At 70.8% G+C, this 22,972-nt stretch carries 23 protein-coding genes and 1 tRNA gene; 10 read left to right on the plus strand and 14 right to left on the minus strand.

All coding sequences use genetic code 11. From position 1 onward, the window contains the following. Positions 1-137: 137 nt before the first annotated feature. The 5 genes from IE134_RS06500 to IE134_RS06520 all read right to left on the minus strand — a co-directional run bounded on the left by IE134_RS06500 (position 138) and on the right by IE134_RS06520 (position 6,030). Entirely contained in the window at positions 138-1,595 is a 1,458-nt protein-coding gene (locus IE134_RS06500; RefSeq protein ID WP_030707474.1) for a peptidoglycan D,D-transpeptidase FtsI family protein, read from the minus strand. After that, a complete protein-coding gene (locus IE134_RS06505) occupies positions 1,592-2,992 on the minus strand; it encodes an FtsW/RodA/SpoVE family cell cycle protein (RefSeq protein ID WP_030707476.1) in 1,401 nt (466 codons plus the stop codon). Before IE134_RS06505 ends, IE134_RS06500 begins: the two co-directional genes overlap by 4 nt. Positions 2,993-3,014: 22 nt before the next feature. Further along, positions 3,015-4,514 (minus strand): PP2C family protein-serine/threonine phosphatase, encoded by a 1,500-nt coding sequence (locus IE134_RS06510; RefSeq protein ID WP_030707478.1) that lies wholly within the window; start codon positions 4,512-4,514, stop codon positions 3,015-3,017. A 129-nt stretch (positions 4,515-4,643) separates the two neighbouring features. Then, a complete protein-coding gene (locus tag IE134_RS06515; protein WP_010060367.1) occupies positions 4,644-5,162 on the minus strand; it encodes an FHA domain-containing protein FhaB/FipA in 519 nt (172 codons plus the stop codon). Between the two features lie 10 nt (positions 5,163-5,172). Beyond that, positions 5,173-6,030 (minus strand): FHA domain-containing protein, encoded by an 858-nt coding sequence (locus tag IE134_RS06520; protein ID WP_098894049.1) that lies wholly within the window; start codon positions 6,028-6,030, stop codon positions 5,173-5,175. Between the two features lie 314 nt (positions 6,031-6,344). Here IE134_RS06520 and IE134_RS06525 point away from each other — a divergent pair. Both IE134_RS06525 and IE134_RS06530 read left to right on the plus strand, forming a co-directional pair. Further along, positions 6,345-6,427, plus strand: a tRNA-Leu gene (locus tag IE134_RS06525). Between the two features lie 274 nt (positions 6,428-6,701). Further along, entirely contained in the window at positions 6,702-7,514 is an 813-nt protein-coding gene (locus IE134_RS06530; RefSeq protein ID WP_030707482.1) for a ScbR family autoregulator-binding transcription factor, read from the plus strand. 130 nt (positions 7,515-7,644) lie between these two features. Here IE134_RS06530 and IE134_RS06535 read toward each other — a convergent pair whose 3' ends face one another. Continuing rightward, positions 7,645-8,256, minus strand: coding sequence for an FMN-dependent NADH-azoreductase (locus IE134_RS06535; RefSeq protein ID WP_032781678.1), 612 nt, complete (start codon positions 8,254-8,256; stop codon positions 7,645-7,647). 147 nt (positions 8,257-8,403) lie between these two features. Here IE134_RS06535 and IE134_RS06540 point away from each other — a divergent pair, with 147 nt between their 5' ends. The 4 genes from IE134_RS06540 to IE134_RS06555 all read left to right on the plus strand — a co-directional run bounded on the left by IE134_RS06540 (position 8,404) and on the right by IE134_RS06555 (position 11,776). Next, positions 8,404-8,754 (plus strand): winged helix-turn-helix transcriptional regulator, encoded by a 351-nt coding sequence (locus tag IE134_RS06540; protein ID WP_030707486.1) that lies wholly within the window; start codon positions 8,404-8,406, stop codon positions 8,752-8,754. Between the two features lie 118 nt (positions 8,755-8,872). Further along, positions 8,873-10,306 carry a DUF2252 domain-containing protein gene (locus IE134_RS06545; RefSeq protein ID WP_229823355.1) on the plus strand — a complete coding sequence of 478 codons (1,434 nt, stop codon included), beginning with the start codon at positions 8,873-8,875 and terminating at the stop codon, positions 10,304-10,306. A 93-nt stretch (positions 10,307-10,399) separates the two neighbouring features. Beyond that, entirely contained in the window at positions 10,400-11,329 is a 930-nt protein-coding gene (locus IE134_RS06550; protein ID WP_126932529.1) for a J domain-containing protein, read from the plus strand. A 102-nt stretch (positions 11,330-11,431) separates the two neighbouring features. After that, on the plus strand, positions 11,432-11,776 hold the full coding sequence (locus tag IE134_RS06555; protein ID WP_030707489.1) for a rhodanese-like domain-containing protein: 345 nt from the start codon (positions 11,432-11,434) through the stop codon (positions 11,774-11,776). Between the two features lie 32 nt (positions 11,777-11,808). Here the strand turns inward: IE134_RS06555 and IE134_RS06560 are convergent, their stop codons facing one another. The 6 genes from IE134_RS06560 to paaA form a co-directional block, all read right to left on the minus strand. Then, positions 11,809-12,990 (minus strand): acyl-CoA dehydrogenase family protein, encoded by a 1,182-nt coding sequence (locus IE134_RS06560; RefSeq protein ID WP_126932530.1) that lies wholly within the window; start codon positions 12,988-12,990, stop codon positions 11,809-11,811. 93 nt (positions 12,991-13,083) lie between these two features. After that, entirely contained in the window at positions 13,084-14,142 is a 1,059-nt protein-coding gene (locus IE134_RS06565; protein ID WP_030707493.1) for a 2Fe-2S iron-sulfur cluster-binding protein, read from the minus strand. Next, positions 14,143-14,640, minus strand: coding sequence for a 1,2-phenylacetyl-CoA epoxidase subunit PaaD (gene paaD / locus IE134_RS06570; protein WP_030707495.1), 498 nt, complete (start codon positions 14,638-14,640; stop codon positions 14,143-14,145). Next, on the minus strand, positions 14,634-15,350 hold the full coding sequence (gene paaC, locus IE134_RS06575; protein WP_189429818.1) for a 1,2-phenylacetyl-CoA epoxidase subunit PaaC: 717 nt from the start codon (positions 15,348-15,350) through the stop codon (positions 14,634-14,636). The genes paaD and paaC overlap by 7 nt, the downstream gene beginning before the upstream one ends. Further along, a complete protein-coding gene (paaB, locus tag IE134_RS06580; protein ID WP_010060350.1) occupies positions 15,347-15,637 on the minus strand; it encodes a 1,2-phenylacetyl-CoA epoxidase subunit PaaB in 291 nt (96 codons plus the stop codon). The genes paaC and paaB overlap by 4 nt, the downstream gene beginning before the upstream one ends. Continuing rightward, positions 15,634-16,743, minus strand: coding sequence for a 1,2-phenylacetyl-CoA epoxidase subunit PaaA (paaA, locus tag IE134_RS06585; protein ID WP_189429819.1), 1,110 nt, complete (start codon positions 16,741-16,743; stop codon positions 15,634-15,636). The genes paaB and paaA overlap by 4 nt, the downstream gene beginning before the upstream one ends. A 115-nt stretch (positions 16,744-16,858) precedes the next feature. On the opposite strand from paaA, the gene IE134_RS06590 reads away from it, so the two are divergent. From IE134_RS06590 to IE134_RS06600, 3 genes are read left to right on the plus strand one after another with little or no spacing between them, the layout of a single operon-like run. Beyond that, positions 16,859-17,716: a DUF5819 family protein gene (locus IE134_RS06590; RefSeq protein ID WP_373296769.1), complete on the plus strand. Its 858-nt coding sequence runs from the start codon at positions 16,859-16,861 to the stop codon at positions 17,714-17,716. Beyond that, on the plus strand, positions 17,713-19,125 hold the full coding sequence (locus IE134_RS06595; RefSeq protein WP_030707506.1) for an HTTM domain-containing protein: 1,413 nt from the start codon (positions 17,713-17,715) through the stop codon (positions 19,123-19,125). Before IE134_RS06590 ends, IE134_RS06595 begins: the two co-directional genes overlap by 4 nt. Next, on the plus strand, positions 19,122-19,805 hold the full coding sequence (locus IE134_RS06600) for a TrmH family RNA methyltransferase (protein ID WP_030707507.1): 684 nt from the start codon (positions 19,122-19,124) through the stop codon (positions 19,803-19,805). The genes IE134_RS06595 and IE134_RS06600 overlap by 4 nt, the downstream gene beginning before the upstream one ends. A 40-nt stretch (positions 19,806-19,845) precedes the next feature. On the opposite strand, the gene paaN is transcribed toward IE134_RS06600, so the two are convergent. Beyond that, a complete protein-coding gene (gene paaN / locus IE134_RS06605; protein WP_189429820.1) occupies positions 19,846-21,546 on the minus strand; it encodes a phenylacetic acid degradation protein PaaN in 1,701 nt (566 codons plus the stop codon). Between the two features lie 123 nt (positions 21,547-21,669). Between paaN and IE134_RS06610 the strand changes: the two genes are divergently transcribed. Next, positions 21,670-22,269 (plus strand): TetR/AcrR family transcriptional regulator, encoded by a 600-nt coding sequence (locus IE134_RS06610; RefSeq protein WP_030707511.1) that lies wholly within the window; start codon positions 21,670-21,672, stop codon positions 22,267-22,269. Positions 22,270-22,306: 37 nt separating this feature from the next. Here IE134_RS06610 and IE134_RS06615 read toward each other — a convergent pair whose 3' ends face one another. Further along, positions 22,307-22,876: an Lrp/AsnC family transcriptional regulator gene (locus IE134_RS06615; protein ID WP_010060338.1), complete on the minus strand. Its 570-nt coding sequence runs from the start codon at positions 22,874-22,876 to the stop codon at positions 22,307-22,309. Between the last annotated feature and the right edge of the window lie 96 nt (positions 22,877-22,972).

Raw genomic sequence — 22,972 nt, forward strand, 5'->3', positions numbered from 1 at the left:
ACCCGTGTGTGGTCCGCGGCGGTGCGCTGTTCGCGCATACGCTACCGGGCACGGGTGACGTGATCAGCCCGCACCCGTCAGCCGATATCCGACCGGTATGCGATGTCCGGTATGACGGGCGGCGGCCGTGACAGGTCTCACTTCTTGCTGTCGATGACCGCCTTCATCACGTCGCGCGCGATGGGAGCGGCCAGGCCGCCACCGGAGATGTCGTCCCGGTTGGCGTTGCCGTCCTCGACCACGACGGCGACGGCGACCGGGGAGCCGTTGTCGGTCTTCGCGTACGAGATGAACCAGGCGTACGGCTTCTCGCTGTTGTTCAGACCGTGCTGGGCGGTACCGGTCTTGCCGCCCACTGTGACGCCGGGGATCTGCGCGTTGGTTCCCGTGCCGTCCTTGACCACGGTCTCCATCATCTGCTGGACCTTCTGGGCGTTCTCACCGGAGAGCGCGCGGCTGAGTTCCTCGGGCTCGGCGGTGTAGACCGGGTCCAGGTTGGGCGCCTGGCGCTCGGCGACCATGTACGGCTGCATCAGCTTGCCGTCGTTGGCGATCGCGGAGGCCACCATGGCCATCTGGAGCGGGGTGGTGCGGTTCGACGCCTGACCGATGCCGGCCATGGCGTTCTGCGGCTTGTTGTCCTCGGGGTAGATGCTCGCGTCGGCGCGGACGGGCGTGAAGACTTCCTTGTTGAAGCCGAACTTGTCCGTCTGCTCGATCATCTTCCGGTTGCCTAGGTCGTCGCTCATCTTCCCGAAGACGGTGTTGCACGACCAGCGCAGGGCCTCCCGCAGCGAGGCGTCCTTGCAGGGGATGCTGCCCTCGTTCTTGAGCTCCGTGGTGGACTGCGGAAGCGTCCACGGCAGCGGGGATTCCGTCTTGGCGTCGATGTCGTCGTAGAGCCCGTTCTCCAGGGCGGCGGCGGCGGTGACGACCTTGAAGGTGGAGCCCGGGGGGTAGGTCTCGCGCAATGCCCGGTTGAGCATCGGCTTGTCCTTGTCCTTCAGGAGCTTCTGCCGGTTGTCCGAGTCCTTCATGGAGTTCCCCGCGAAGACCGAGGGGTCGTAGGACGGGGTGCTCGCGAGGGCGAGGATGGCGCCGCTCTTGGGGTCGAGGGCGACCACCGCGCCCTTCTTCTCGCCGAGCCCCTTGAAGGCGGCCTTCTGGGCGTCGCCGTTCAGCGTGGTGACGATGTTGCCGCCGCGCTTCTTCTCGCCGGTGAACATCGACAGCGTCCGGTCGAAGAACAGCTGGTCGTCGTTGCCGGTGAGGATGCCGTCTTCCAGGTTCTCCAGCTGCGAGGAGTCGAAGGCCTGGGACGAATAGCCGGTCACCGGGGCCCACAGGGGGCCGTTCTTCCAGACCCGCTTGTATGTGAAGTCGCTGTCCTCGGTCTCGGCGGAGCCGGTGATCGCCTTGCCGTCGACGATGATGTCGCCGCGCTCGTGGGCGTACCGCTCGATCTCGACGCGGCGGTTGTACTTGTGGCTGTTCAGTTCGTCGGCACGCACGTACTGGAGCCAGTTGTCCCGGATGAGGAGCGAGAGGACGAGGATGCCGCAGAAGATCGCGATCCGGCGCAGCGGCTTGTTCACGGTCGGACCACCTGGGTCATTTCGGCGTCGGGCGACGGTGAGGGGGCCGGAGCCGGGCGGCGGGCGGTATCGCTGATCCTGATCAGAATGGCGATCAGCGCCCAGTTGGCGAGCACGGAGGAACCACCCGCGGCCAGGAACGGCATCGTCATACCGGTGAGCGGGATGAGGCCCATCACACCGCCGGCGACGACGAACACCTGGATGGCGAACGAGCCGGAGAGGCCGATCGCGAGCAGCTTGCCGAACGGGTCACGGGCCGCCAGGGCGGTGCGTACGCCCCGCTCGACGATCAGGCCGTAGATGAGCAGCACGGCCATCATCCCGGCGAGCCCGAGCTCCTCGCCGACCGTGGCGAGGATGAAGTCGGAGTTGGCCGCGAAGCCGATCAGGTCGGAGTTGCCCTGCCCGAGCCCGGTCCCGAGCGTGCCTCCGGAGCCGAAGGCCATCAGGGACTTCGCCATCTGCTCGCTCGCGGCCACCTCGCCCCAGCCCGCGAAGGGGTCGAGCCAGGCGGTGACGCGCTGCTGGACGTGCGGTTCGAAGGTGGCGACGCTGACCGCGCCGACGGCCGACATCAGCAGACCGAAGACGATCCAGCTGGTGCGCTCGGTCGCCACGTAGAGCATGACGACGAACATGCCGAAGAAGAGCAGCGAGGTGCCGAGGTCGGTCTCGAAGACGAGGATCAGGATCGACATCGCCCAGATGGCGAGGATCGGGCCGAGGTCCCGTCCGCGGGGCAGGTACAGGCCCATGAAGCGGCGGCTGGCCAGGGCCAGCGCGTCCCGCTTGACCATCAGGTAGCCCGAGAAGAACACGGTGATGATGATCTTGGCGAACTCGCCGGGCTGGAGCGTTCCGAAGCCCGGGATCTTGATCCAGATCTTGGCGCCGTTCACGGCGGGGAAGAACATCGGCAGGATCAGCAGGAACAGCGCCACGACCATGGAGATGTACGTGTAGCGCTGCAGGATGCGGTGGTCCTTCAGGATCGCCAGGACCGCGACCAGCGTGGCGACGCCGATGGCGGAGAACAGCAGCTGCTTCGAGGCGGCCGGGGCGAAGGTGTCCAGTGCCTGGAAGCGTTCCGACTGGTCCAGCCGCCAGATCAGTGCCAGGCCCAGCCCGTTCAGCAGGATCGCCAGCGGCAGCAGCAGCGGATCGGCGTACTTGGCGAACCTGCGCACCACGAGGTGCGCGACACCGCCGAGCAGGGCGAGCCCCGCTCCGTAGCCGAGCATGCCCGCGGGCAGTTCGCCGTTGAGGGCGAGGCCCACGTTGGCGTAGGCGAACACCGAGATGGCGACGGCGAAGACGACGAGTGCCAGCTCGGTGTTGCGGCGGCTCGGTGCGTCGATCGCGCCGATGGTGGTCGTGTTGGTGACAACGCTCATGGTGCTGAAGGCCCCCTACGGCTTACTGCTTACCGCACTGCGGGACCAGCTTCTTCTCTTCCTCCGAGAGGCTGGGGCCGGGAGTGGGAGCGGTGGTCGGCTTGGTCCCCTTGGCGGAGGACGTGGCGGAAGTCCTGGTGGCGGGGGCCCCGGCGGTGCCGCCGGCCTCGCCCTCGCCCGTACGGGCCCGGGTCTCGGCCTCGGCCGCGCGGCGCTGCGCGTCCTTCTTGCAGGCGGAGGCCTGGGCGGCCAGCTCGGCGATCTTCTCGCGGGCGTCGGTGATGTTGCCCTCGGCGATCGTCGACTCGACCTGCTTGCGCTGGTACGGCGGCAGGTACTTGAGCTCGATCTCGGGGTGGTTCTTCTCGACCTTCGAGAGCGAGACCCAGGCGAGGTCCTGGCTGATGCCCTGGAACAGCGCGACGTTCTCGTCCTTCGCGCCGACGTAGTACTGCGTCTGCGTCCAGCGGTAGCCGCCGTACAGACCGCCGCCGATCACGGCCAGCGCCAGCACGATGTAGACGGAACGCTTCAGCCATTTACGGCCGCCGCGCGGTTTGACGAAGTCGTCGTCCGTATACGAGTCGTAGGAGCCGTCCGGCATGCCGCCGTAGCCGGTGTCGCCGCTGCCGGGCGGGCCGAAGCCGCCGGAGGGCGGGGGCACGGGGCGGCCGAGGCCCGCCGCGCGTCCGGCGGGCGTCTGCATGGCCCCGCCGTCGCCCAGCTGGGCCTGGTTCTCGGCGACCGCGCCGACCACGACCGGGGTGTCGTTGAGCTGCCCGGCCAGGGTGTCGTTGTTGTCGACGTCCAGGACGTCGGCGACGATGCAGGTGATGTTGTCGGGGCCGCCGCCGCGCAGGGCGAGCTGGATGAGCTCCTGGATGGTCTCCTGCGGGCCCTGGTAGCTGGCGAGGGTCTCTTCCATCGTCTGGTGCGAGACCACGCCGGAGAGGCCGTCCGAGCAGATCAGATAGCGGTCGCCGGCCCGGACCTCGCGGATGGAGAGGTCCGGCTCGACATGGTCGCCGCTGCCCAGCGCCCGCATCAGCAGGGAGCGCTGCGGGTGGGTGGTGGCCTCTTCCTCGGTGATCCGGCCCTCGTCGACGAGGCGCTGCACCCAGGTGTGGTCCTGGGTGATCTGCGTCAGGACGCCGTCGCGCAGCAGGTACGCGCGGGAGTCGCCGACGTGCACCAGGCCGAGGCGCTGACCGGTCCAGAGCAGGGCGGTGAGCGTGGTGCCCATGCCCTCCAGCTGGGGGTCCTCCTCGACCATGACGCGCAGCTGGTCGTTCGCCTGCTGCACGGCGGTGCCGAGCGAGGTCAGGAGATCGGATCCGGGGACGTCGTCGTCGAGCGGGACGAGGGTGGAGATCACCTCGGAGCTGGCGACCTCACCGGCCGCCTGACCGCCCATGCCGTCGGCGATGGCGAGGAGGCGGGGACCGGCGTAGCCGGAGTCCTCGTTGCCCTCGCGGATCATGCCCTTGTGCGACCCGGCGGCGAAGCGCAGCGACAGACTCATGCGCACCTCGCCCGTCGGCTCGGGGTACAGCCTGTCTCGAGCCACACTGCCCACCCTCCGGTCGGGAACCGGGCAGCGTCCACCGTCGGGACCGCCGCGGCTCGCTCGCTCCGCTCGCTCATTGTCGTACTACTTCCGCAGCTCGATGACGGTCTTGCCGATACGGATCGGCGCGCCCAGCGGAACTGGTGTCGGGGTGGTGAGCCGGGTCCGTTCCAGATACGTGCCGTTGGTGGACCCGAGATCCTCGACGATCCACTGGCCGTCACGGTCCGGGTAGATCCTGGCATGCCTGCTGGACGCGTAGTCGTCGTCCAGCACGATCGTTGAGTCGTGGGCCCGGCCCAGGGTGATGGTCTGGCCCTGGAGCGCGACCGTGGTGCCCGTGAGCGAGCCTTCGGACACGACCAGCTTGGTCGGCGCCCCGCGGCGCTGCCGACCCGGCTGCTGGCGCTGCTGGGGCGGCGCCGCTTGTTGTTGTTGGCGGCCCTGCTGGGGGCGCGTGTCGGCGGCAGTGCGGCGTGAGCCGCGCTGCGTGACGCGCGTTCCGAACAGGTCGCTGCGGATGACCTGTACGGCCACGATGACGAACAGCCACAGAACAGCCAGGAAACCTAGCCGCATGACCGTCAGGGTCAGCTCTGACATTGCCCCCGCTTCACCCTTCGGCTTGCCGGTAAACGATGGTGGTGCTGCCCACGACGATCCGCGAGCCGTCGCGGAGCGTAGCGCGGGTGGTGTGCTGCCCGTCCACCACGATGCCGTTGGTGGACCCGAGATCCTGGATCGTCGAGGGCGTTCCGGTCCGGATCTCACAGTGCCGGCGCGATACGCCGGGGTCGTCGATCCGCACGTCGGCGTCGGTGGATCGTCCCATCACCAACGTCGGGCGGGAAATCTGATGGCGAGTGCCGTTGATCTCGATCCAGCGTCGCGTACGGGCGTCCGGCATGGGGCCGGCCGCCGTCGGCGGGCGCCGGTCGCTCGTGGGCGCCGAGGACCGTCCGGTGCCGGGCGGCGGGGCCGCGGGCATCGGCGGAGCGGCGCTCGGGGGGTAGCCGTAGCCGCCGGGAGCCGGCTGGGCGCCGGGCCGTCCGGCCGGGGGCTGGTGGGAGTGGGCCGACGGGTCCTGCTGTGACGAACTCGACGCCAGCGTGCGGCTGCGGACCCGGTAGAGCCCGGTGTCGAGGTCGTCGGCCTTCTCCAGGTGGACCTTGATCGGGCCCATGAACGTGTAGCGCTGCTGCTTGGCGTAGTCGCGCACCAGGCCGGAGAGCTCGTCGCCCAGCTGGCCCGAGTACGGGCTGAGCCGCTCGTAGTCGGGGGTGGAGAGCTCGACGATGAAGTCGTTGGGGACGACAGTCCGCTCGCGGTTCCAGATCGTCGCGTTGTTGTCGCACTCGCGCTGGAGGGCGCCGGCGATCTCGACAGGCTGCACCTCGGACTTGAAGACCTTGGCGAAGGTGCCGTTGACCAGCCCCTCGAGGCGCTGCTCGAAACGCTTCATGACCCCCATGGGGCACCTCCTCCGTTGTCATCGTCCCTGTACTGCTTACTGATCGTATCCACGCGTCGGGAAATCGGCTGGTTCCCCTTGTCTGGCCTGTGGATGAGTGTCACCCCTCACACGGATCGTAGAGGTGGCCTCCTCACAGTGTCCCGCACCCGGGAAGCACTCTGGAGGAGTGGGGGGCGATGGTTCGGGGTTCCCGCTTCCCCTCCCGGAGCCGGCGAAACAACGGATGTGAATCCACCCTGTCCAGCGTGCTAATCTTCCGTTTGTCGCCAGGCGCTCACCCCCCAAGGTGAGAGTCTGAAAACACCACTCATGCGCGAGTGGCGGAACGGCAGACGCGCTGGCTTCAGGTGCCAGTGTCCTTAGGGACGTGGGGGTTCAAATCCCCCCTCGCGCACAACGGCAGGTGCTCGCAGCTGCTGAAGTTGAATCGGGAGAACCCCCGCTCCGGAGAAATCCGGAGCGGGGGTTCTTCGTTGTTGCGTGTTCCCGAGCGAGTCGCCCCGTGTTTTCGACGGACGTGCGGGGTACGGACAGCGGGTGTGGGCACGGTTTCCGGACAGACCGATGGCCGGTGCAACGGCGCACTTGCATACGCTGGCCGCAGAGGTTGGATCGACGGCGGCTCGGCGGTGAAGGGCTGAGCGCACAGAACGTCCCGGAGGCAGGAAATGGCGAAGCAGGCTCGCGCGGTCCAGACGTGGCGGTCGATCGTGGATGCCGCGGCGAGTGTCTTCGACGACTACGGCTACGAGCGTGCCGCCATCTCGGAGATCCTCCGCCGCGCCAAGGTCACCAAGGGTGCTCTGTACTTCCACTTCGCCTCCAAGGAGGCCATCGCTCAGGCGATCATGGACGAGCAGACCTCCACGGTCGAGTTCGAGCAGGAGGGATCGCCGCTCCAGTCCCTGGTGGACGGCGGCCAGCAGTTCGCTTTCGCCCTCCGCCACAACGCGATGGCCCGGGCCGGCACCAGGCTCTCCATCGAGGGCGTCTTCCTCGGCGGACCGCATCCGTGGGGCGACTGGATCGACGCGACGGCCCGGATGCTGGAGCTGGGGCAGGAGCGCGGCGAGGTGTTCCCGCAGATCGACCCGATGGTGTCGGCCAAAATCATCGTCGCCTCGTTCACCGGTATCCAGCTGGTCTCGGAGGCCGACTCCGGGCGGGCCGATCTGCGCGAGCAGGTCGCGGAGATGTGGCGCCACATCCTGCCGTCGATCGCTCACCCCGGTGTCATCGCCCACATCAAGCCCGAGGGCCGGGTAGATCTGGCGGCCCAGGCGCGTGAGAAGGCGGAGCGGGAGGAGCAGGAGGCCAGGATCGCCGCGGAGGCCAAGGAGGCCGGCTCCGATCCCGCGGCGGACACGGGCTCCCGGCCGGGCGGTGGATCCGCTCGCGGTACGCGGGCCGGGCAGGCCGGCGACGAGGGCGACGAGGAGCCCGCGGGCGCGGGGGTGGCGGCGGCCGGAGGGGCTGCCTGATCCGCGACCGGACGTGCCATGTTTCACGTTCCATGTTTCACGTGAAACGTCCGATTGATCGTGATGCGGCGGGGCCGCGGAGCTTCTACGAGCTCCGCGGCCCCGCCGCTTTTCGAGGTCTGCGGTTCTCTCAGGCGGCGAGGCGGGTGGCGAGGGCCTTCGCCTTCGCCCGGGCGTCGTCGAGCGCCTGGGCGCGGGAGGCCTCGGCGAGCGGGACCAGCTCGGCCATCGACGGCTGCGAGTGGGCGAGGGTCAGCTCGGGAACGATGAAGTCCACCTCGGCGGAGAACATGCCCGCGAACACCTTCTCCAAGTAATTCTGGACAAATTCGAAGTCCTCGCGCGGGGTGCCCGGAGCGTAGGAACCGCCGCGGCTGGCGACGACGGTCACCGGGGTCCCGGCGACGGGGGAGTCGGGGCCCGCGTTGTGCCCGACGATGATCACCTGGTCCAGCCACGCCTTGAGGGTGGACGGGATCGTGAAGTTGTACATCGGGGCGCCGATCAGGACGGCGTCCGCCGCGGCCAGTTCGTCGGCCAGTTCGCGGCGCAGCGGGTCGTCGGCGCCCGCGGCCGTGGCGCCGGCATCCAGGTGGGGCAGCGGATCGGCGGCGAGGTCGCGGTGGACGACGGTGCCGTCCGGGTGCTGCTCGCGCCAGGCCTCGACGAACGCCGCGGTGACGTCGCGGGAGGCGGAGCCCTGGGGGAAGACGGCGGAGTCGAGGTGCAGAAGCGTGGCCATGGGGATCTCCACAGAGAGGGGAAGGGGGCGCGGGTGGGTCGAGGCGACCTCACGGGCGTCCGGCGGTAGCCATTGCGTACGTAACTACTAATAGCATAGCTACTTATTTTTAGTAAGCTCCCAACGGCGGCGCAGTAGGCTAGAGGTATGGCGGATCACAGCGAAGGGGCCTGTCGGCGGGTCGATGTGGGGATCAGTCGGGTCTTCGAGTTGTTCGGCAAGCGCTGGACCGGCCCGATCGTCTCGGTGCTGCTGCAGCGACCGGTGCACTTCGCCGAGTTGCGCAGGGCGATTCCCGGGATCAGCGAGCGCATGCTCTCGGACCGGCTGACCGAACTCGGCGCGGCGGGTCTGGTGATCCGCGAGGTCGACGAGGGGCCGCCGCTGCGCGTCGCGTACCGGCTCACCGAGGCCGGTACGGCGATGGAGCCCGCGCTCAAGGAGCTCGGGCAGTGGGCGGACACGTATCTGGCGCCGGAGACCGGCGGCGGCTGCTGATACAGGCTGCCGGATCGGAGGTACCGTCGTGCTCGGCCGCTGCCGGGCAGGGCTGCTGGCCGGGCGGGACAGCCGGGCAGCCGGAGAGCGTGTACGAGGGTGGGGGAGGCGACGCTCCATGGGCGAAACCGGGACGACGATGCCTGAACAGCGTGCCGAGGAGTCGGATCCGCGTATTCCTGTCGTGCCCGGGTTCGCCCGGCGCGGGGCCGCGAGTTCACCGAAGGCGGCGGGCAAGGCGCTCCGCGACCGGGTGCCCCGGTCCTCGCACGCCTCGCTGGTCCTTCCGCCGGGCCGGCCGGACGCGGTGCGGGCCGTCGAGGAGTCGAACCGGGGCCGTGTGCCGGGTCTGACACCGATACGGGTGGGCCGGATGGCGGCCACCCCCTTCGCCTTCCTACGGGGTGCGGCCGGGCTGATGGCCCACGACCTGATGGGCAGCCCCGTCACCGGGGTGGGCGCCCAGCTCTGCGGCGACGCCCACGCGGCCAACTTCGGCCTCTACGGCGATGCCCGGGGCAGCCTGGTCATCGACCTGAACGACTTCGACGAGACCGTCTTCGGGCCGTGGGAGTGGGACCTCAAGCGGCTCGCCACCTCTCTGGTGCTCGCGGGCCGGGCCGCCGGGGCCGACGAGGACACCTGCCGCCGGGGCGCGTACGACGCCGCCGGCGCCTACCGCCGTACGATGCGGCTGCTGGCCCGGCTGCCCGCACTCGACGCCTGGAACGCGATCGCGGACGAGGAGCTGGTCTCGCACACCGACGCCCGTGACCTGGTCGGCACCCTGGAGCGGGTCTCGGAGAAGGCCCGCAACAACACCAGCGCCCGGTTCGCCGCCCGGTCCACCGAGGAGTGCCCCGACGGCGGTCGGCGCTTCGTCGACGCCAGGCCCGTGCTGCGCCGGGTGCCGGACGCCGAGGCAGCGGTCGTGGCCGCCGGTCTCGGCGGCTATCTCTCCACCGTCTCCGAGGACCGGGTGCCGCTGCTGGCCCGGTACACGATCCACGACGTGGCGTTCCGGGTGGTCGGCACGGGCAGCGTGGGGACCCGGTCGTACGTGGTGCTGCTACTCGACCACCGAGGGGAGCCGCTGGTCCTCCAGGTGAAGGAGGCGCGCCCCTCGGTGCTCGCCCCCTATCTGCCCGCGGTCGGTTTCGACGTACCGGAGGTGGCGCACGAGGGCCGCCGGGTGGTGCTCGGGCAGAAGCGGATGCAGGTCGTCAGCGACATCCTGCTCGGCTGGGCGGACGTCGACGGCCGCCAGTTCCAGGTCCGGCAGTTCCGGAACCGCAAGGGCAGCGTGGACCCCGCCGCGCTCGCCGCCGACCAGGTCGACGACTACGGGCGGATGACCGGCGCACTGCTCGCCCGGGCGCACGCCCACAGCGCCGACCCCCGCCTGCTCGCGGGCTACTGCGGCAAGAACGACGAGCTCGACGAGGCGGTGGCCGCCTTCGCGGTGACGTACGCCGACCGTACGGAAGCGGATCACGCCGAGCTGCTGCGGGGGATCAAGGCGGGCAGGCTGGCCGCCGAGTTCGGTGTGTGACCGGTCCGTGTCCGGCGCGCGCGTGAGGTGGTGGGCCCGGACCGGGCCCACCACGTGTCCCGTGCCGCCGGGCTGTGGCCATACGCTGGACGGGTGACCCACGAAGCCGCCGGGGTGCCGACCACCCGGAACGATGAAGACCGGCAGGACGACGTCCCGCAGGACAGCGACGACGTCCAGCAGAACGAGGCCGAGCCGGACGCGCCCGAGCCCGCCGGTCCTGAGGATGCCGGTCCCGAGGATGCCGAGCCGCGCCCCGAGGCCCGGCTGGCCCGGGCGGTGCAGGTCGCCGAGCAGGCGTTGATCGAGTTCGAGATCGCGGTGGAGACCTTCCGGGTGGAGGTCGAGAACTTCTCCCGGCTGCACCACCAGAAGCTCGGGCCGATGTACGCGCGTCTCGACGAGCTGGACGCGCTCATCGCGGAGGCGCGGGCCGCGAAGACCGGTGATCCGGAGGACGAACGCAAGGCGCGTGAGGCGCGGGCGGTCGTCATGCCGATGCCCGGGGTCGACGAGCTGTTCCACGACTGGATGGACACCGACGGTCTGTCCCCCGAGGCCGCGGCCATGCTCACCGAGCAGCCGGTCCGGCCGCCGAAGCGGGTCAGGCCGAGCGAGGAGGCCCGCAGGCTCTACCGGGAGCTGGCCCGCAAGGCGCACCCGGACCTCGCCCAGGACGAGGTGGAGCGGCAGCGCCGGGACGAGTTCATCGCCCGGGTGAACGCCGCCTACGGCCGCGGCGACGTCGAGCTGCTCAAGGAGCTCGTGGCGGAGTGGGAGGCCGGACCGGTGCAGCCGCCGGCCCCGCTGAGCGAGAGCGAGGAGCTCTACGCCCGGCTGGAGTGGCTCAGCCGGCGCAAGGAGCTGCTGACGGTGCTCGCCAAGGAACTGGAGGACGGCGCGATCGGCTCGATGCTGCGGATGGCCCCGGACGACCCGGACCAGCTGCTGGAGGACATCGCGGAGCAGCTGCTGGGCGAGGTGTCCCGGCGCGAGGCCGAGCTCGCGGAGATGACGCGGTAGGCGCAGGGGGCAGGGTGCGGCAGGCGGGGTGCAGTAGCGTTCCGGGTGACTCTTCCGTGAGTGGATGACTCTTCCGCGTAGGTACGAGAGAAGGCATGACCCATGAATTTCGCCCCGCTGCCCTCGGTGGACGCCGCGGCGGTGCCGTCGGACGGCTTCGTCCTGGACGTCCGTGAGAACGACGAGTGGGCGGCCGGTCACGTCGAGGGCGCGCTGCACATTCCGATGAGCGACTTCGTGGGCCGGTTCGGCGAGCTGACCGAGGCGGCCGATGACGGCCGGCGCGTGCATGTGATGTGCCGGGTGGGCGGCCGGTCGGCCCAGGTCACCCAGTACCTGGTCCAGCAGGGCATCGACGCGGTGAACATCGACGGCGGCATGCAGGCCTGGGACGGCGCCGGCCGTCCGATGGTCACGGACAACGGGACGCCCGCCTTCGTCCTCTGAGCCGGTCCCCCGTTCTCCGGGCGCGGTCGCTGTCAGCCGAGCGGGTGGGCGGCCAGCAGGTCTCCCAGCGCCTCCTCGTGGGCCGCTGCCGGGCCGAGCGTGAGCTCGATCTGCTTCGCCCACGCGTGGTAGCGGTGAAGCGGGTAGTCGGTGTCCGCGCCGAAGCCGCCGTGCAGATGCTGGGCGGTCTGCACGACGCGGCGCACCCCGTCCGAGGCCCAGATCTTCGCCACGGCGACATCTCCCGCGGCCGGGAGCGGGCCCCCGGCGTCGGTGGAGATCCGCCAGGCCGCCTGCCAGAGGGTCGCCTCCATCGCCCGTAGATCGATGTACCGGTCGGCGGCCTGGACCGCCACCGCCTGGAACGTCGCGACCGGAAACCCGAACTGCTCGCGCTTGCCGGTGTATTCGGCGGTCATCGCGAGCACCCGCTCGCCCAGCCCGAGCGCCAGCGCGCACGTCCCCGTGGTGAGCAGGGACCGCAGCCAGTCCCAGCAGCCGGCCGCGTCGATCAGCTCGCGCGCTTCCACGCGCACGGCGTCGAGCCGGACCTCGGCCAGGCGTTCACCGTTGGTGGAGACCTGTTCCGCCAGGGTGACGCCGTCGCGGGTACGGGGCACGAGGGCGAGGACCGGGTGGCCCCCGTCGGTGTGTGCGGGGACGGCGATCCGGTCGGCCACCTGAGCCCAGGGAACCGCGGACTGAACCCCGTCGAGCACCCAGCCGGAATCCCCGGCCGATCCGTCGGTCTTCCCTTCGTCGGCCCCGTCGCCCGCCCCGTACGGCCGTGCGGAGACGGCCAGTTCGGCCGGATCGTGGCCGCTGCGGCCGTTGGCGCCGACGGTCAGGATCAGCTCGCCCCGGCCGGCCCGGGGCAGCAGCTCCGCCGCGAGGGTGCGATCGCCGTACCGCTGGAGGGCCATCGCCACCGCACAGCTCTCCAGCAACGGGACTCTGGCCAGCACCTTGGCCGACTCCCGTAGGACCAGGCAGAGCGCGATCGGGTCCAGGCCCGCGCCCCCGTGGTCCGGCGACAGGGTGAGCCCGAGCAGGTCCGTGCGCGCCAGCTCGTGCCACAGCTGCCGGTCGATGTCCTCCGCCACGGCGCCCGGGGTCAGGGCGGGGCTGGGCGCGCGGTCGGGTGCGACATCCGAGAAGACGGCCCTGGCCGCCTCGACGGCCGCCTGCTGTTCCTCGGTGAAGGTGAAGTCCACTGTCCCAGCCTCCCGTTGACCTGAGCTAGCTGACGGGTCGTCAAGATAGAACAGGTTCTACGGGAAGGGAACAGTGCGGCGGTCGCTCGGGCCTCAGCGGTCGAAGTCCAGCTCCACCTCCGGGGTGAGCGGATGCGACTGGCAGGCCAGCACGAAGCCCGCCTCCGTCTCCTCCGGTTCCAGAGCGAAGTTGCGGTCCATCCGGACCTCGCCCGCGACGAGGAATGCCCGGCAGGTCCCGCAGACCCCGCCCTTGCACGCGTACGGGGCGTCCGAGCGGCTTCGCAGCACCGTCTCCAGGAGGGATTCCGCGTTCTCCACGGGCCAGCTGCCCGAGCGGCCGTGGAGGGTGGCCGTCAGCACCGAGTCGGACGGGGCGGCGACTTTGGTCACCGTCGCATCGGCGGGGCCCTCGTCGACGTGGAAGATCTCCTGGTGGACCCGGGAACGGTCGACGCCGAGCGCCTTCAGGGCCTTCTCCGTGCCCCGCACGAGGCCGAGCGGTCCGCACAGGAACCAGCCGTCCACCTCCGCGACCGGGAGCACGGCGGGCAGCAGGCCGGTGAGGCGTTCGGTGTCCAGTCGCCCGGAGGGGAGCCCGGCCGACTGCTCCTCCCGGGAGAGTGCGGTGACCAGCTGGAAGCGGTCCGGATATCGGTCCTTGAGGTCGGCCACCTCGTCGAGGAACATCGTCGAGGCCGCCGTGCGGTCGCTGCGGATCAGACAGAACCGGGCCGCCGGCTCCCGGTCGAGCAGGGTGGCCGCCATTGACAGCACCGGGGTGATGCCGCTGCCGCCGACCACCGCAGCGAACAGACCCGGGCGCGGCTTCAGGACGAACCGGCCCATCGGAGGCATGGCCTCCACCTGGTCCCCGACGGCCAGTTCCTTCAGGGCGTACGTGGAGAACGCCCCGCCCTCGACCATGCGGATGCCCACCCGCAGCACCGGTTCGCCGGGCTGCACGGTGGCCGGTGCGCAGATCGAGTACGAACGGCGGACCTCCTGGCCGTCCACGGTGTAGCGCACGTTCAGATGCTGGCCGGGGGTGTGGCGAAAGGTCTCGCGCAGCTCGGCCGGCACGGCGAGGGTCACGGCCACCGCGTCGTCCGTGATCCGTTCGATCGCGCTGACCCGGAGCGGATGGAACATCTACAACTCCTTGAAATGGTCGAACGGTTCACGGCAGGCGACGCAGCGGCGCAGGGCCTTGCACGCCGTGGAGGAGAACCGGCTGAGCAGCTCCGTGTCCGTGGAGCCGCAGTGCGGGCAGCGCACCGAGAGCGTCAGCGGCACGGGGCCGCCGCCGGCGCTGTGGGCGCGCGGCGGCGCTATGCCGAACTCGGCCAGCTTGCGGCGTCCTTCGGCACTGATGTCGTCCGTCGACCAGGCCGGGGCCAGGACCGTGACCACGGAGACCTCCGGCACGCCGTGGTCGTGCAGCACTCGCTCGATGTCGGCGGACATCGCCTCGATCGCCGGGCAGCCGGTGTACGTCGGGGTGAGCCGCACAGTCACCCGGCCCGGGCCCTCCACCTGGACATCCCGCAGGACGCCCAGCTCCGCCAGGGTCAGCACCGGGAGCTCGGGGTCGGGCACGGAGCCGGCCAGCTCGCGCAGCTCCGCCTCCAGCAGGGTGTCGGTCACCATGACGCCCCCGGGTGACTGCGGTGCAGATGCTGCATCTCGGCGATCATGCGGCCGAACGGCTCGGTGTGCAGGCCCTGCCGGCCCGCGCCCGCCGCCCAGCCCCCGGACCGCGGGCCCGCCGGGACGGTCAGAGTGGCGCGCTCGACGACGTCGGTGACGGCGGCGAGCCAACTGCTCTCCAGCACCTGCCAGTCGACACCGGATTCCGGGGAATCGAGCCCCTCGACCGGCTGGAACATCTCACCGGTGAACCGCCACAGCGTGTCCAGGCCGCTCTGCATCCGGCCGTGGCTCTCCTCCGTGCCGTCCCCGAGCCGCAGAACCCACTGCTCGGCGTGGTCACGGTGGTAGGCCACCTCCTTCACGGCCTTGGCCGCCAGACCGGCGAACTCGCCGTCCCCGGCCGCCAGCCGCTCGTACAGCAGGTGCTGGTACACCGAGAAGTAGAGCTGCCGGGCGATGGTGTGGGCGAAGTCCCCGTTCGGCTGCTCGACCAGCTGGAGGTTGCGGAAGGCGCGCTCCTCGCGGAGGTAGGCCAGCTCGTCCTCGTCGCCGACGAGCGAGAGCAGCACCCGCGCCTGCCCCAGCAGGTCCAGGGCGATGTTGGCGAGCGCCACCTCCTCTTCCAGGACGGGGGCGTGACCGGCCCACTCCCCCAGCCGGTGCGAGAGCACCAGCGCGTCGTCGCCGAGGGCGAGTGCGGCGCTCACAGGTGCTTCACCCCGTCCGGGATCTCGTAGAACGTCGGGTGGCGGTAGGGCTTGTCGCCGGCCGGCTCGAAGAAGGAGTCCTTCTCGTCGGGGGAGGAGGCGGTGATCGCGGTGGACGGGACCACCCAGATCGAGACGCCCTCCGAGCGGCGGGTGTAGAGGTCGCGGGCGTTGCGCAGGGCCATCTCGGCGTCCGGCGCGTGCAGGCTGCCCGCGTGGGTGTGGGACAGTCCGCGCCGGGAACGCACGAACACCTCCCACAGAGGCCAGTCGGTCGAGCTGCTCATGCCGTCTCCTCCACATGCTGCGCGGACGCGCTGGTCTGTGCCGATGCCGATGCCGATGCCGGTGTCCGGGGCGATGTCTGTGCCGGGGCGTGCTTGGCGGCATACGCGGCTGCCGCGTCCCGGACCCAGGCGCCCTCCTCGTGGGCCCTGCGCCGCTGGCTGATCCGCTGGTCGTTGCAGGGGCCGTTGCCCTTGAGGACCTCCTGGAACTCCGACCAGTCGATCGCGCCGAAGTCGTGGCCGCCCAGCTCCTCGTTCCACCGGATGTCGGGGTCCGGGAGCTCCAGGCCCAGCGCCTCGGCCTGGGGCACGCAGATGTCGACGAAGCGCCGGCGCAGCTCGTCGTTGGAGTGCCGCTTGATCTTCCAGGCCATGGACTGCTCGGAGTGCGACGAGGCGTCGTCGGGCGGGCCGAACATCATCAGCGAGGGCCACCACCAGCGGTTTACCGCGTCCTGGGCCATGGCGTGCTGGGCCTCGGTGCCACGGCTGAGGGCGAGCAGCAGCTCATACCCCTGGCGCTGGTGGAAGGATTCCTCCTTGCAGATACGGACCATCGCGCGGGCGTAGGGGCCGTAGGAGCAGCGGCAGAGCGGCACCTGGTTGGTGATCGCCGCGCCGTCGACCAGCCAGCCGATCGCGCCGACGTCGGCCCAGGTCAGCGTGGGGTAGTTGAAGATCGACGAATAGCGCTGGCGGCCCGCGTGGAGCTTGTCGAGCAGCTCCTCGCGGCTGGTGCCCAGGGTCTCGGCAGCGCTGTAGAGATACAGGCCGTGGCCCGCCTCGTCCTGCACCTTGGCCATGAGGATCGCCTTGCGGCGCAGCGAGGGCGCCCGGGTGATCCAGTTGGCCTCGGGCTGCATGCCGATGATCTCCGAGTGGGCGTGCTGGGCCATCTGGCGGATCAGCGTCGCCCGGTAGGCGTCCGGCATCCAGTCGCGCGGCTCGATCCGCTCGTCCGCCGCCACCGCCGCGTCGAAGGCCGCGAGGTGGTCCGCAGCCGGCGCGTCCGTCTCACCCGCCGCGGCCGTCGAACCCGCTCCGCCCGCCGCATTCGCCGTGCCGAGCGTCTTCTGCGTCGTCTGGTGCGCAGTCACTGCCGCCATCCCGGGCTCCCTACCGACCGATCGTTCGGTTCCTTGACTTCAATGGTGAGTCGGAGGCCCGTAGGGTGTCAACCCTGTGGATAACTGAGTGGTGATCGACGGTGAGCGGGGCGGGATGGATTCGGACCACGACAGGAGCTCTGCGGGCGGGGGGAAGGACGCCTGGCCGCAGGCGTTGAACCGGCCGGCGGCAGCGCGGGACATCCCCGGAGCCATACCGGCGGACCAGCCGGTCACCACGCCCCCGACGCCCTTGTCCCCCACGCCCTCGTCGCCGGTGCCGGACCCCTCGGTCACCGGCCGGGGCATGGCCGGACTCTCGACTCCGTACCAGGTGGTCGCCGCCCTGGCGCTGTCCCTGATCGGGCTGCTCGCCTGCACCCAGGTGGCCATGGTGTTCCTGCACGTCGCCCCGTCCAACACGCTGACCAAGGAGCACGGGAAGGCGATCGACCGCTGGATCTACCCGGAGTTCGAGCAGAACTGGAAGCTGTTCGCGCCCAACCCGCTCCAGCAGAACGTCGCCGTCCATGTGCGGGCCGAAGTGGTCGACGCCGACGGCCGCCGCACCACCCGGTGGATGAACCTCACCCACGAGGACGCCAAAGGGATACGCGGCAACCTCTTCCCCAGCCATGTCGACCAGAACGAGCTCCGCCGGGGCTGGGACTTCTACATCAACTCCCACGACAGCGAGAACCGCCCCAACGGCCTGCGCGGGGATCTCTCCGAGCGCTACGTGCGGCGCATCGCCATGCTGCGGCTGAGCGAGCGCGACTACGGTGGCACGATCGAGCGCATCCAGCTCCGCTCCGCCACCAGCGCTGTCGCCCCGCCCCCGTGGAGCACCGAGAAGATCAGCACCCGGCCCGTCTACCGCGTACTCCCCTGGTGGACCGTGACGCCCGACGATCTTCCCAAGCATGCGGCGGAACAGAGCCGGGACGCGGCGCGTGCGGAGGCGGACCAGTGACCATCCCCTCGCCGCAGAGCCCGCAGAACCCGGCCCCGCAGAACCCTGCCTCGCAGAACCCGGCTCCGCAGTCGGCCGGCCCGCAGTCGACCGGGCCCCGGCCTCAAGGTGTCGGCGGCCCCGGTGGCGGTCCGGCCCGTGGCCTTCAGCGTGTCACCGCCTCGGCCCTCGGCCCGTACCAGAGCGCCGTCGTCCGGATCGGTTTCGCCGCCACCTACCTCTTCTTCCTGCTGCGCGAGCTGCCGCACCGCCATGAGCTGTACGGTCCGGACAGCCCGTGGCACTGGGACCTCGCCCGCCGGCTCACAGAAGGAAACGAGGCCTTCTCCGTCCTGATGTGGACCGACAGCACGGTCTGGTTCGAGGCGGTGTACGCCCTCACGCTGCTGTCCGCGGCGGCGCTGATGCTCGGCTGGCGGACCCGGACCATGTCCGTCCTCTTCATGGTCGGCGTGCTCTCGGTCCAGAACCGCAGCATCTTCATGGGCGACGGCGGCGACAACGTCGTCCACCTCATGGCGATCTACCTGGTGCTGACGCGTTGCGCCCAGGTCTGGTCGCTGGACGCCCGCCGCGCGGCGCGCAACGCTCAGCGTGCCGCCGAGGGCCTGCCGCCCCTCCGGGACATCGTGGGCCCGGTGCTCTGGGCGCCCCTCGGCTACGTCCTCGTGACGGCCACCGCGATGGACGGGCTCGGCGGCACCTGGTGGCTGCCGACGCTGCTGTGGATCCTCTGGCTCTCCGCCGCCGTCTGGTGGGCCGTGGACCGCTACGCGCCCCGGAGTGAGTTCCGCACCCTGCTCGATGTGCTGGCCAACCTCGCGCACAACGCCACGCTCGTCGTGATCATGGCCGAGGTCTGTCTGATCTACGCGACCGCCGGCTGGTACAAGATCCAGGGGTCGCGCTGGCAGGACGGCACCGCGCTCTACTACCCGCTCAACCTCGACTACTTCACCCCGTGGCCCGCCCTGTCGGACATCCTGGGCGCCAGCGGGCTGATGGTGATGGTGCTGACGTACGGCACGGTCATCGTCCAGGTCGCCTTCCCGTTCACGCTGTTCAACCGGCGGGTCAAGAACGTCCTGCTGGCCGTGATGATCTGCGAGCACGCGGGGATCGCCCTGCTGCTCGGGCTGCCCTTCTTCTCCATGGCGATGATCGCGGCCGACGCGGTGTTCCTGCCGACGGCCTTCCTCGTGTGGCTGGGCGCCCGGGCCACGATCGGCAGGCGGCGACTGCTCTCCCGGCTGCCCGGCCGGTCCCGTACGCCGGGGAAGCCCGGTACGCCCACCCGCGCGGACGGCCCGTACGGACGGCCTGCCGACGGCCCGGCGCAGGGCGGCCACGGCGGCAGTGACGAGCCCCGGCTCCAGGGCGGCGGCGGGGGCCATACGCTCGTCGGGTGAGCAGTGAGACCGGCAGAACCCAAGAACCCCCGGCGGAACCCCTCCAGTACGACGACGGCTACGGCCAGCCGATCGGTGTCGGGCCGCACCCGCTGCCCTGGCCCGAGGGCGAGCGGTACGACCCCGAGCTGCTGGCCCAGGGCGACCGGCGCAACGTCGGTGACGCGTACCGCTACTGGACGCGGGAGGCGATCGTCGCCGATCTCGACCTGCGGCGGCACGACTTCCACGTGGCCGTGGAGAACTGGACCCACGACTTCAACATCGGCTCGGTGGTCCGGACCGCCAACGCCTTCCTGGCCAAGGAGATCCACATCGTGGGCCGGCGGCGCTGGAACCGGCGCGGCGCCATGGTCACCGACCGTTACCAGCATGTGCGCCATCACCCCGACACGGCGGACCTGACCGCCTGGGCGGCGGCCGAGGGGCTGCCGGTCATCGGGATCGACAACCTTCCCGGCGCCGTACCGCTGGAGCGCACCGAGCTGCCGCGCCGCTGCGTCCTGCTGTTCGGGCAGGAGGGTCCGGGCCTCACCGAGGAGGCGCGCGAGCACGCCACGACGGTGTGCTCGATCGCGCAGTTCGGCTCGACCCGGTCCATCAACGCGGGAGCCGCCGCGGCCATCGCGATGCACGCGTGGATCCAGCGCTACGCCGACGTCCCGGACCCCCGCCGGTAGCGCCTACGCCTGGCGGCGCACCTCCACCACGCGGAAGCGCCTAGGCCTGGCGGCGCACCTCCACCACGCGGAAGCGGTTGGCGACGAACGCCGCGTCGCACAGGGCCGCGTTGGCCGCCGGATTGCCGCCGGAGCCGTGGAGGTCGGAGAAGGCGGCGGTCTGGTTGACGTACACCCCGCCGGTCAGGTTCAGCGAGAGCTGGGCCGACTCGTCCAGGCAGACGTCCTCGATCGCGCGCTCCACCTCGGGGGAGGTGGTGTACGCGCCGACCGTCATCGCGCCCTGCTCCCGGATCGTGCGGCGGAGCAGGTCCAGGGCCGCGGACGTCGACTCCACGGCGACGGCGAAGGACACCGGTCCGAAGCACTCCGCGAGGTAGGCCGCGCCGTCGTCGGGCTTGGTGCCGTCGAGCTTCACGACGACCGGCGTACGGACGACCGCGTCGGGGAATTCGGCGTTGAAGACCGTCCGCGAGGGCAGGGCGACCTCGCCCAGGCCTCCCGCGGCCTCCAGCCGGGCCCTGACATCCGGATTCACCAGCGCGCCGAGCAGGGCGGACGCGCGGGCGTCGTCGCCGAGCAGTCCGGTGACGGCGGCCGAGAGGTCGGCGACCACGTCGTTGTAGGACTTGGCGCCGTCGTCGGTGGCGATGCCGTCCCGGGGGATCAGCAGATTCTGTGGGGTGGTGCACATCTGGCCGCTGTACAGCGAGAGGGAGAACGCCAGGTTGGACAGCATGCCCCGGTAGTCGTCGGTGGAGTCGACGACGATCGTGTTGACGCCGGCCTTCTCCGTGTAGACCTGGGCCTGGCGGGCGTTCTCCTCCAGCCAGGCGCCGAAGGCGGTCGAGCCGGTGTAGTCGATGATCCGGACCTCGGGGCGGACCGCCAGGGTCTTGGCGATGCCCTCGCCGGGCCGCTCGGCGGCCAGTGCGACCAGATTCGGGTCGAAGCCCGCCTCGTCCAGGACCTCACGGGCGATGGACACCGTGAGCGCCAGCGGCAGCACGGCACGCGGGTGCGGCTTGACCAGCACCGGGTTGCCCGTGGCGAGGGAGGCGAAGACGCCGGGATACCCGTTCCACGTGGGGAACGTGTTGCAGCCGATGACCAGCGCGACACCGCGGCCGGACGTGATGAACGACTTGTGCAGCTTCAGCGGATCGCGCTTGCCCTGCGGCTTCGACCAGTCGGCGGTCTCGGGGGTGCGGACCTGCTCGCGGTAGGCGTACGCCACGGCCTCCAGGCCGCGGTCCTGGGCGTGCGGGCCGCCCGCCTGGAACGCCATCATGAAGGCCTGGCCGCTCGTGTGCATCACGGCGTGGGCCAGCTCATGGGTGCGGGCGCTGATCCGCGACAGGATCTCCAGACAGACCAGGGCCCGGACCTCCGGACCCGCCGCCCGCCAGGCGGCCGTGCCGGCCTTCATCGCCGGCAGCAGGACGTCCGGGTCGACGTGCGGATACTCGATGCCGAGCTCAGGACCGTACGGCGAGACCTCCCCGCCGGCCCAGCCGTCGGTGCCCGGCTGCCCCAGGTCGAACCGGGTGCCCAGCAGCGCGTCGAAGGCGGCCTTGCCCTCGGCCGCACCGAGGCTGCCCGGGGCGCCGCCCTCGCCGTACGCCTTCGGGTGCTCGGGGTGGGGGGACCAGTACGCGCGGGTACTGATCACGTCGAGGGCCTGGTCGAGCGTGGGCCGGTGGGTCTCGGACAGCTGCTGGGGGGTGAGCGCGGAGGCCATGGCGGACCAACTCCTCATCGAGCCGGGCGGGGACGTGCGGACGGAGTTAGAGTAACCGAACGATCGGTCGGGACAAGGGGCCCCAGGGAACCTGTGGACAACTCATGGGGGAGGATCGCGGACATGACCACGGCCAAGCGGGACACGTACACACCGGAGACCCTGCTCACCGTCGCCGTTCGTGTCTTCAACGAGCGCGGCTACGACGGCACGTCCATGGAGCATCTCTCCCGGGCGGCGGGTATCTCGAAATCCTCCATCTACCACCATGTGGCGGGCAAGGAGGAGCTGCTGCGCCGGGCCGTGAGCCGGGCGCTCGACGGGCTCTTCGCCATCCTCGACGAGCCGGGGGCGCAGCGCGGGCGCGCGGTCGAGCGGGTCGAGTACGTCACGCGCCGGACCGTCGACGTGCTGATGGCGGAGGTCCCCTACGTCACCCTGCTGCTGCGGGTGCGCGGGAACACGAAGACGGAGCGCTGGGCACTGGAGCGGCGCCGCGAGTTCGACCAGCGGGTGGCGGAGCTGCTCCAGGCCGCGGTCGCCGAGGGAGACCTCCGGGCGGACGTGGACATACGGCTGGCGACCCGGCTGCTGTTCGGCATGGTGAACTCGCTGGTCGAGTGGTACCGGCCGCAGCCGGGCGGCTTCCCCGGCGAGGAGCAGCTCGCGGACACGGTCGTCCAGCTGGCTTTCGAAGGAATGCGGGCGAGCGGCGCCCGCTGAGCCCCGCCGTGTCACGGGGCTCCCGTGAGCGGCACGGTCAGGCGAGCTCGGCCGGCCGGTCCGGGCGCGGTCCGAGGTCCGTCTCCTCGAACACCAGCAGCGTGCGCGTCGAGAGCACCTCGGGGATGGACTGGATCCGGGTGAGGACCAGCTCGCGCAGCGCCCGGTTGTCCGGCGTGTGCACCAGCAGCAGTACGTCGAAGTCGCCGCTGACCAGGGCGATGTGCGTGGCTCCGGGCAGCGCCTGGAGCTGCTCGCGCACGGTGCGCCAGGAGTTCTGCACGATCTTGAGCGTGATGTACGCGGACGCCCCCTGGCCGGCCCGCTCGTGGTCGACCCGGGCGCCGAAGCCGCGGATCACGCCGTCCTCGACGAGCCGGTTGATCCGGGCGTAGGCGTTGGCGCGCGAGACATGGACCCGCTCGGCCACGGACCGTATCGAGGCGCGGCCGTCCGTCTGGAGGATCCGCAGGATGTCGCGGTCGATGGCGTCCAGCGGCCGCGCGGGCGGAACCGGGGCCGGTTCCGGCGCCGGGCTCGCGGGGGCGGCGGCCGACGGTGTCGCGGTGGGCGGGGTCCGGTCCTGCTCCTCGCCCCTGTCGGCCATTTGTTCAGCTGCCATCGGCCCGCGCCTCCCTGTCGTGGACGACCTGTACCCATCCCAGGCTGTGGAGAACCGTTTGTCCACAGGCTGATGGTGCCT

Source organism: Streptomyces rubiginosohelvolus (genome assembly GCF_014649875.1).
GTDB classification, from domain to species: domain Bacteria; phylum Actinomycetota; class Actinomycetes; order Streptomycetales; family Streptomycetaceae; genus Streptomyces; species Streptomyces rubiginosohelvolus.

Coding starts and splice junctions, on each gene's coding strand:
- IE134_RS06610 (WP_030707511.1), top strand. CDS start 21,670: ATGACCACGGCCAAGCGGGACACGTACACACCGGAGACCCTGCTCACC.
- IE134_RS06565 (WP_030707493.1), bottom strand. CDS start 14,142: ATGTTCCATCCGCTCCGGGTCAGCGCGATCGAACGGATCACGGACGAC.
- IE134_RS06555 (WP_030707489.1), top strand. CDS start 11,432: ATGAATTTCGCCCCGCTGCCCTCGGTGGACGCCGCGGCGGTGCCGTCG.
- paaA (WP_189429819.1), bottom strand. CDS start 16,743: ATGGCGGCAGTGACTGCGCACCAGACGACGCAGAAGACGCTCGGCACG.
- paaN (WP_189429820.1), bottom strand. CDS start 21,546: ATGGCCTCCGCGCTCACCCCCCAGCAGCTGTCCGAGACCCACCGGCCC.
- IE134_RS06540 (WP_030707486.1), top strand. CDS start 8,404: ATGGCGGATCACAGCGAAGGGGCCTGTCGGCGGGTCGATGTGGGGATC.
- paaD (WP_030707495.1), bottom strand. CDS start 14,640: ATGGTGACCGACACCCTGCTGGAGGCGGAGCTGCGCGAGCTGGCCGGC.
- paaB (WP_010060350.1), bottom strand. CDS start 15,637: ATGAGCAGCTCGACCGACTGGCCTCTGTGGGAGGTGTTCGTGCGTTCC.
- IE134_RS06590 (WP_373296769.1), top strand. CDS start 16,859: ATGGATTCGGACCACGACAGGAGCTCTGCGGGCGGGGGGAAGGACGCC.
- IE134_RS06515 (WP_010060367.1), bottom strand. CDS start 5,162: ATGTCAGAGCTGACCCTGACGGTCATGCGGCTAGGTTTCCTGGCTGTT.
- IE134_RS06545 (WP_229823355.1), top strand. CDS start 8,873: ATGGGCGAAACCGGGACGACGATGCCTGAACAGCGTGCCGAGGAGTCG.
- IE134_RS06520 (WP_098894049.1), bottom strand. CDS start 6,030: ATGGGGGTCATGAAGCGTTTCGAGCAGCGCCTCGAGGGGCTGGTCAAC.
- IE134_RS06510 (WP_030707478.1), bottom strand. CDS start 4,514: ATGAGTCTGTCGCTGCGCTTCGCCGCCGGGTCGCACAAGGGCATGATC.
- IE134_RS06530 (WP_030707482.1), top strand. CDS start 6,702: ATGGCGAAGCAGGCTCGCGCGGTCCAGACGTGGCGGTCGATCGTGGAT.
- IE134_RS06505 (WP_030707476.1), bottom strand. CDS start 2,992: ATGAGCGTTGTCACCAACACGACCACCATCGGCGCGATCGACGCACCG.
- IE134_RS06535 (WP_032781678.1), bottom strand. CDS start 8,256: ATGGCCACGCTTCTGCACCTCGACTCCGCCGTCTTCCCCCAGGGCTCC.
- IE134_RS06615 (WP_010060338.1), bottom strand. CDS start 22,876: ATGGCCGACAGGGGCGAGGAGCAGGACCGGACCCCGCCCACCGCGACA.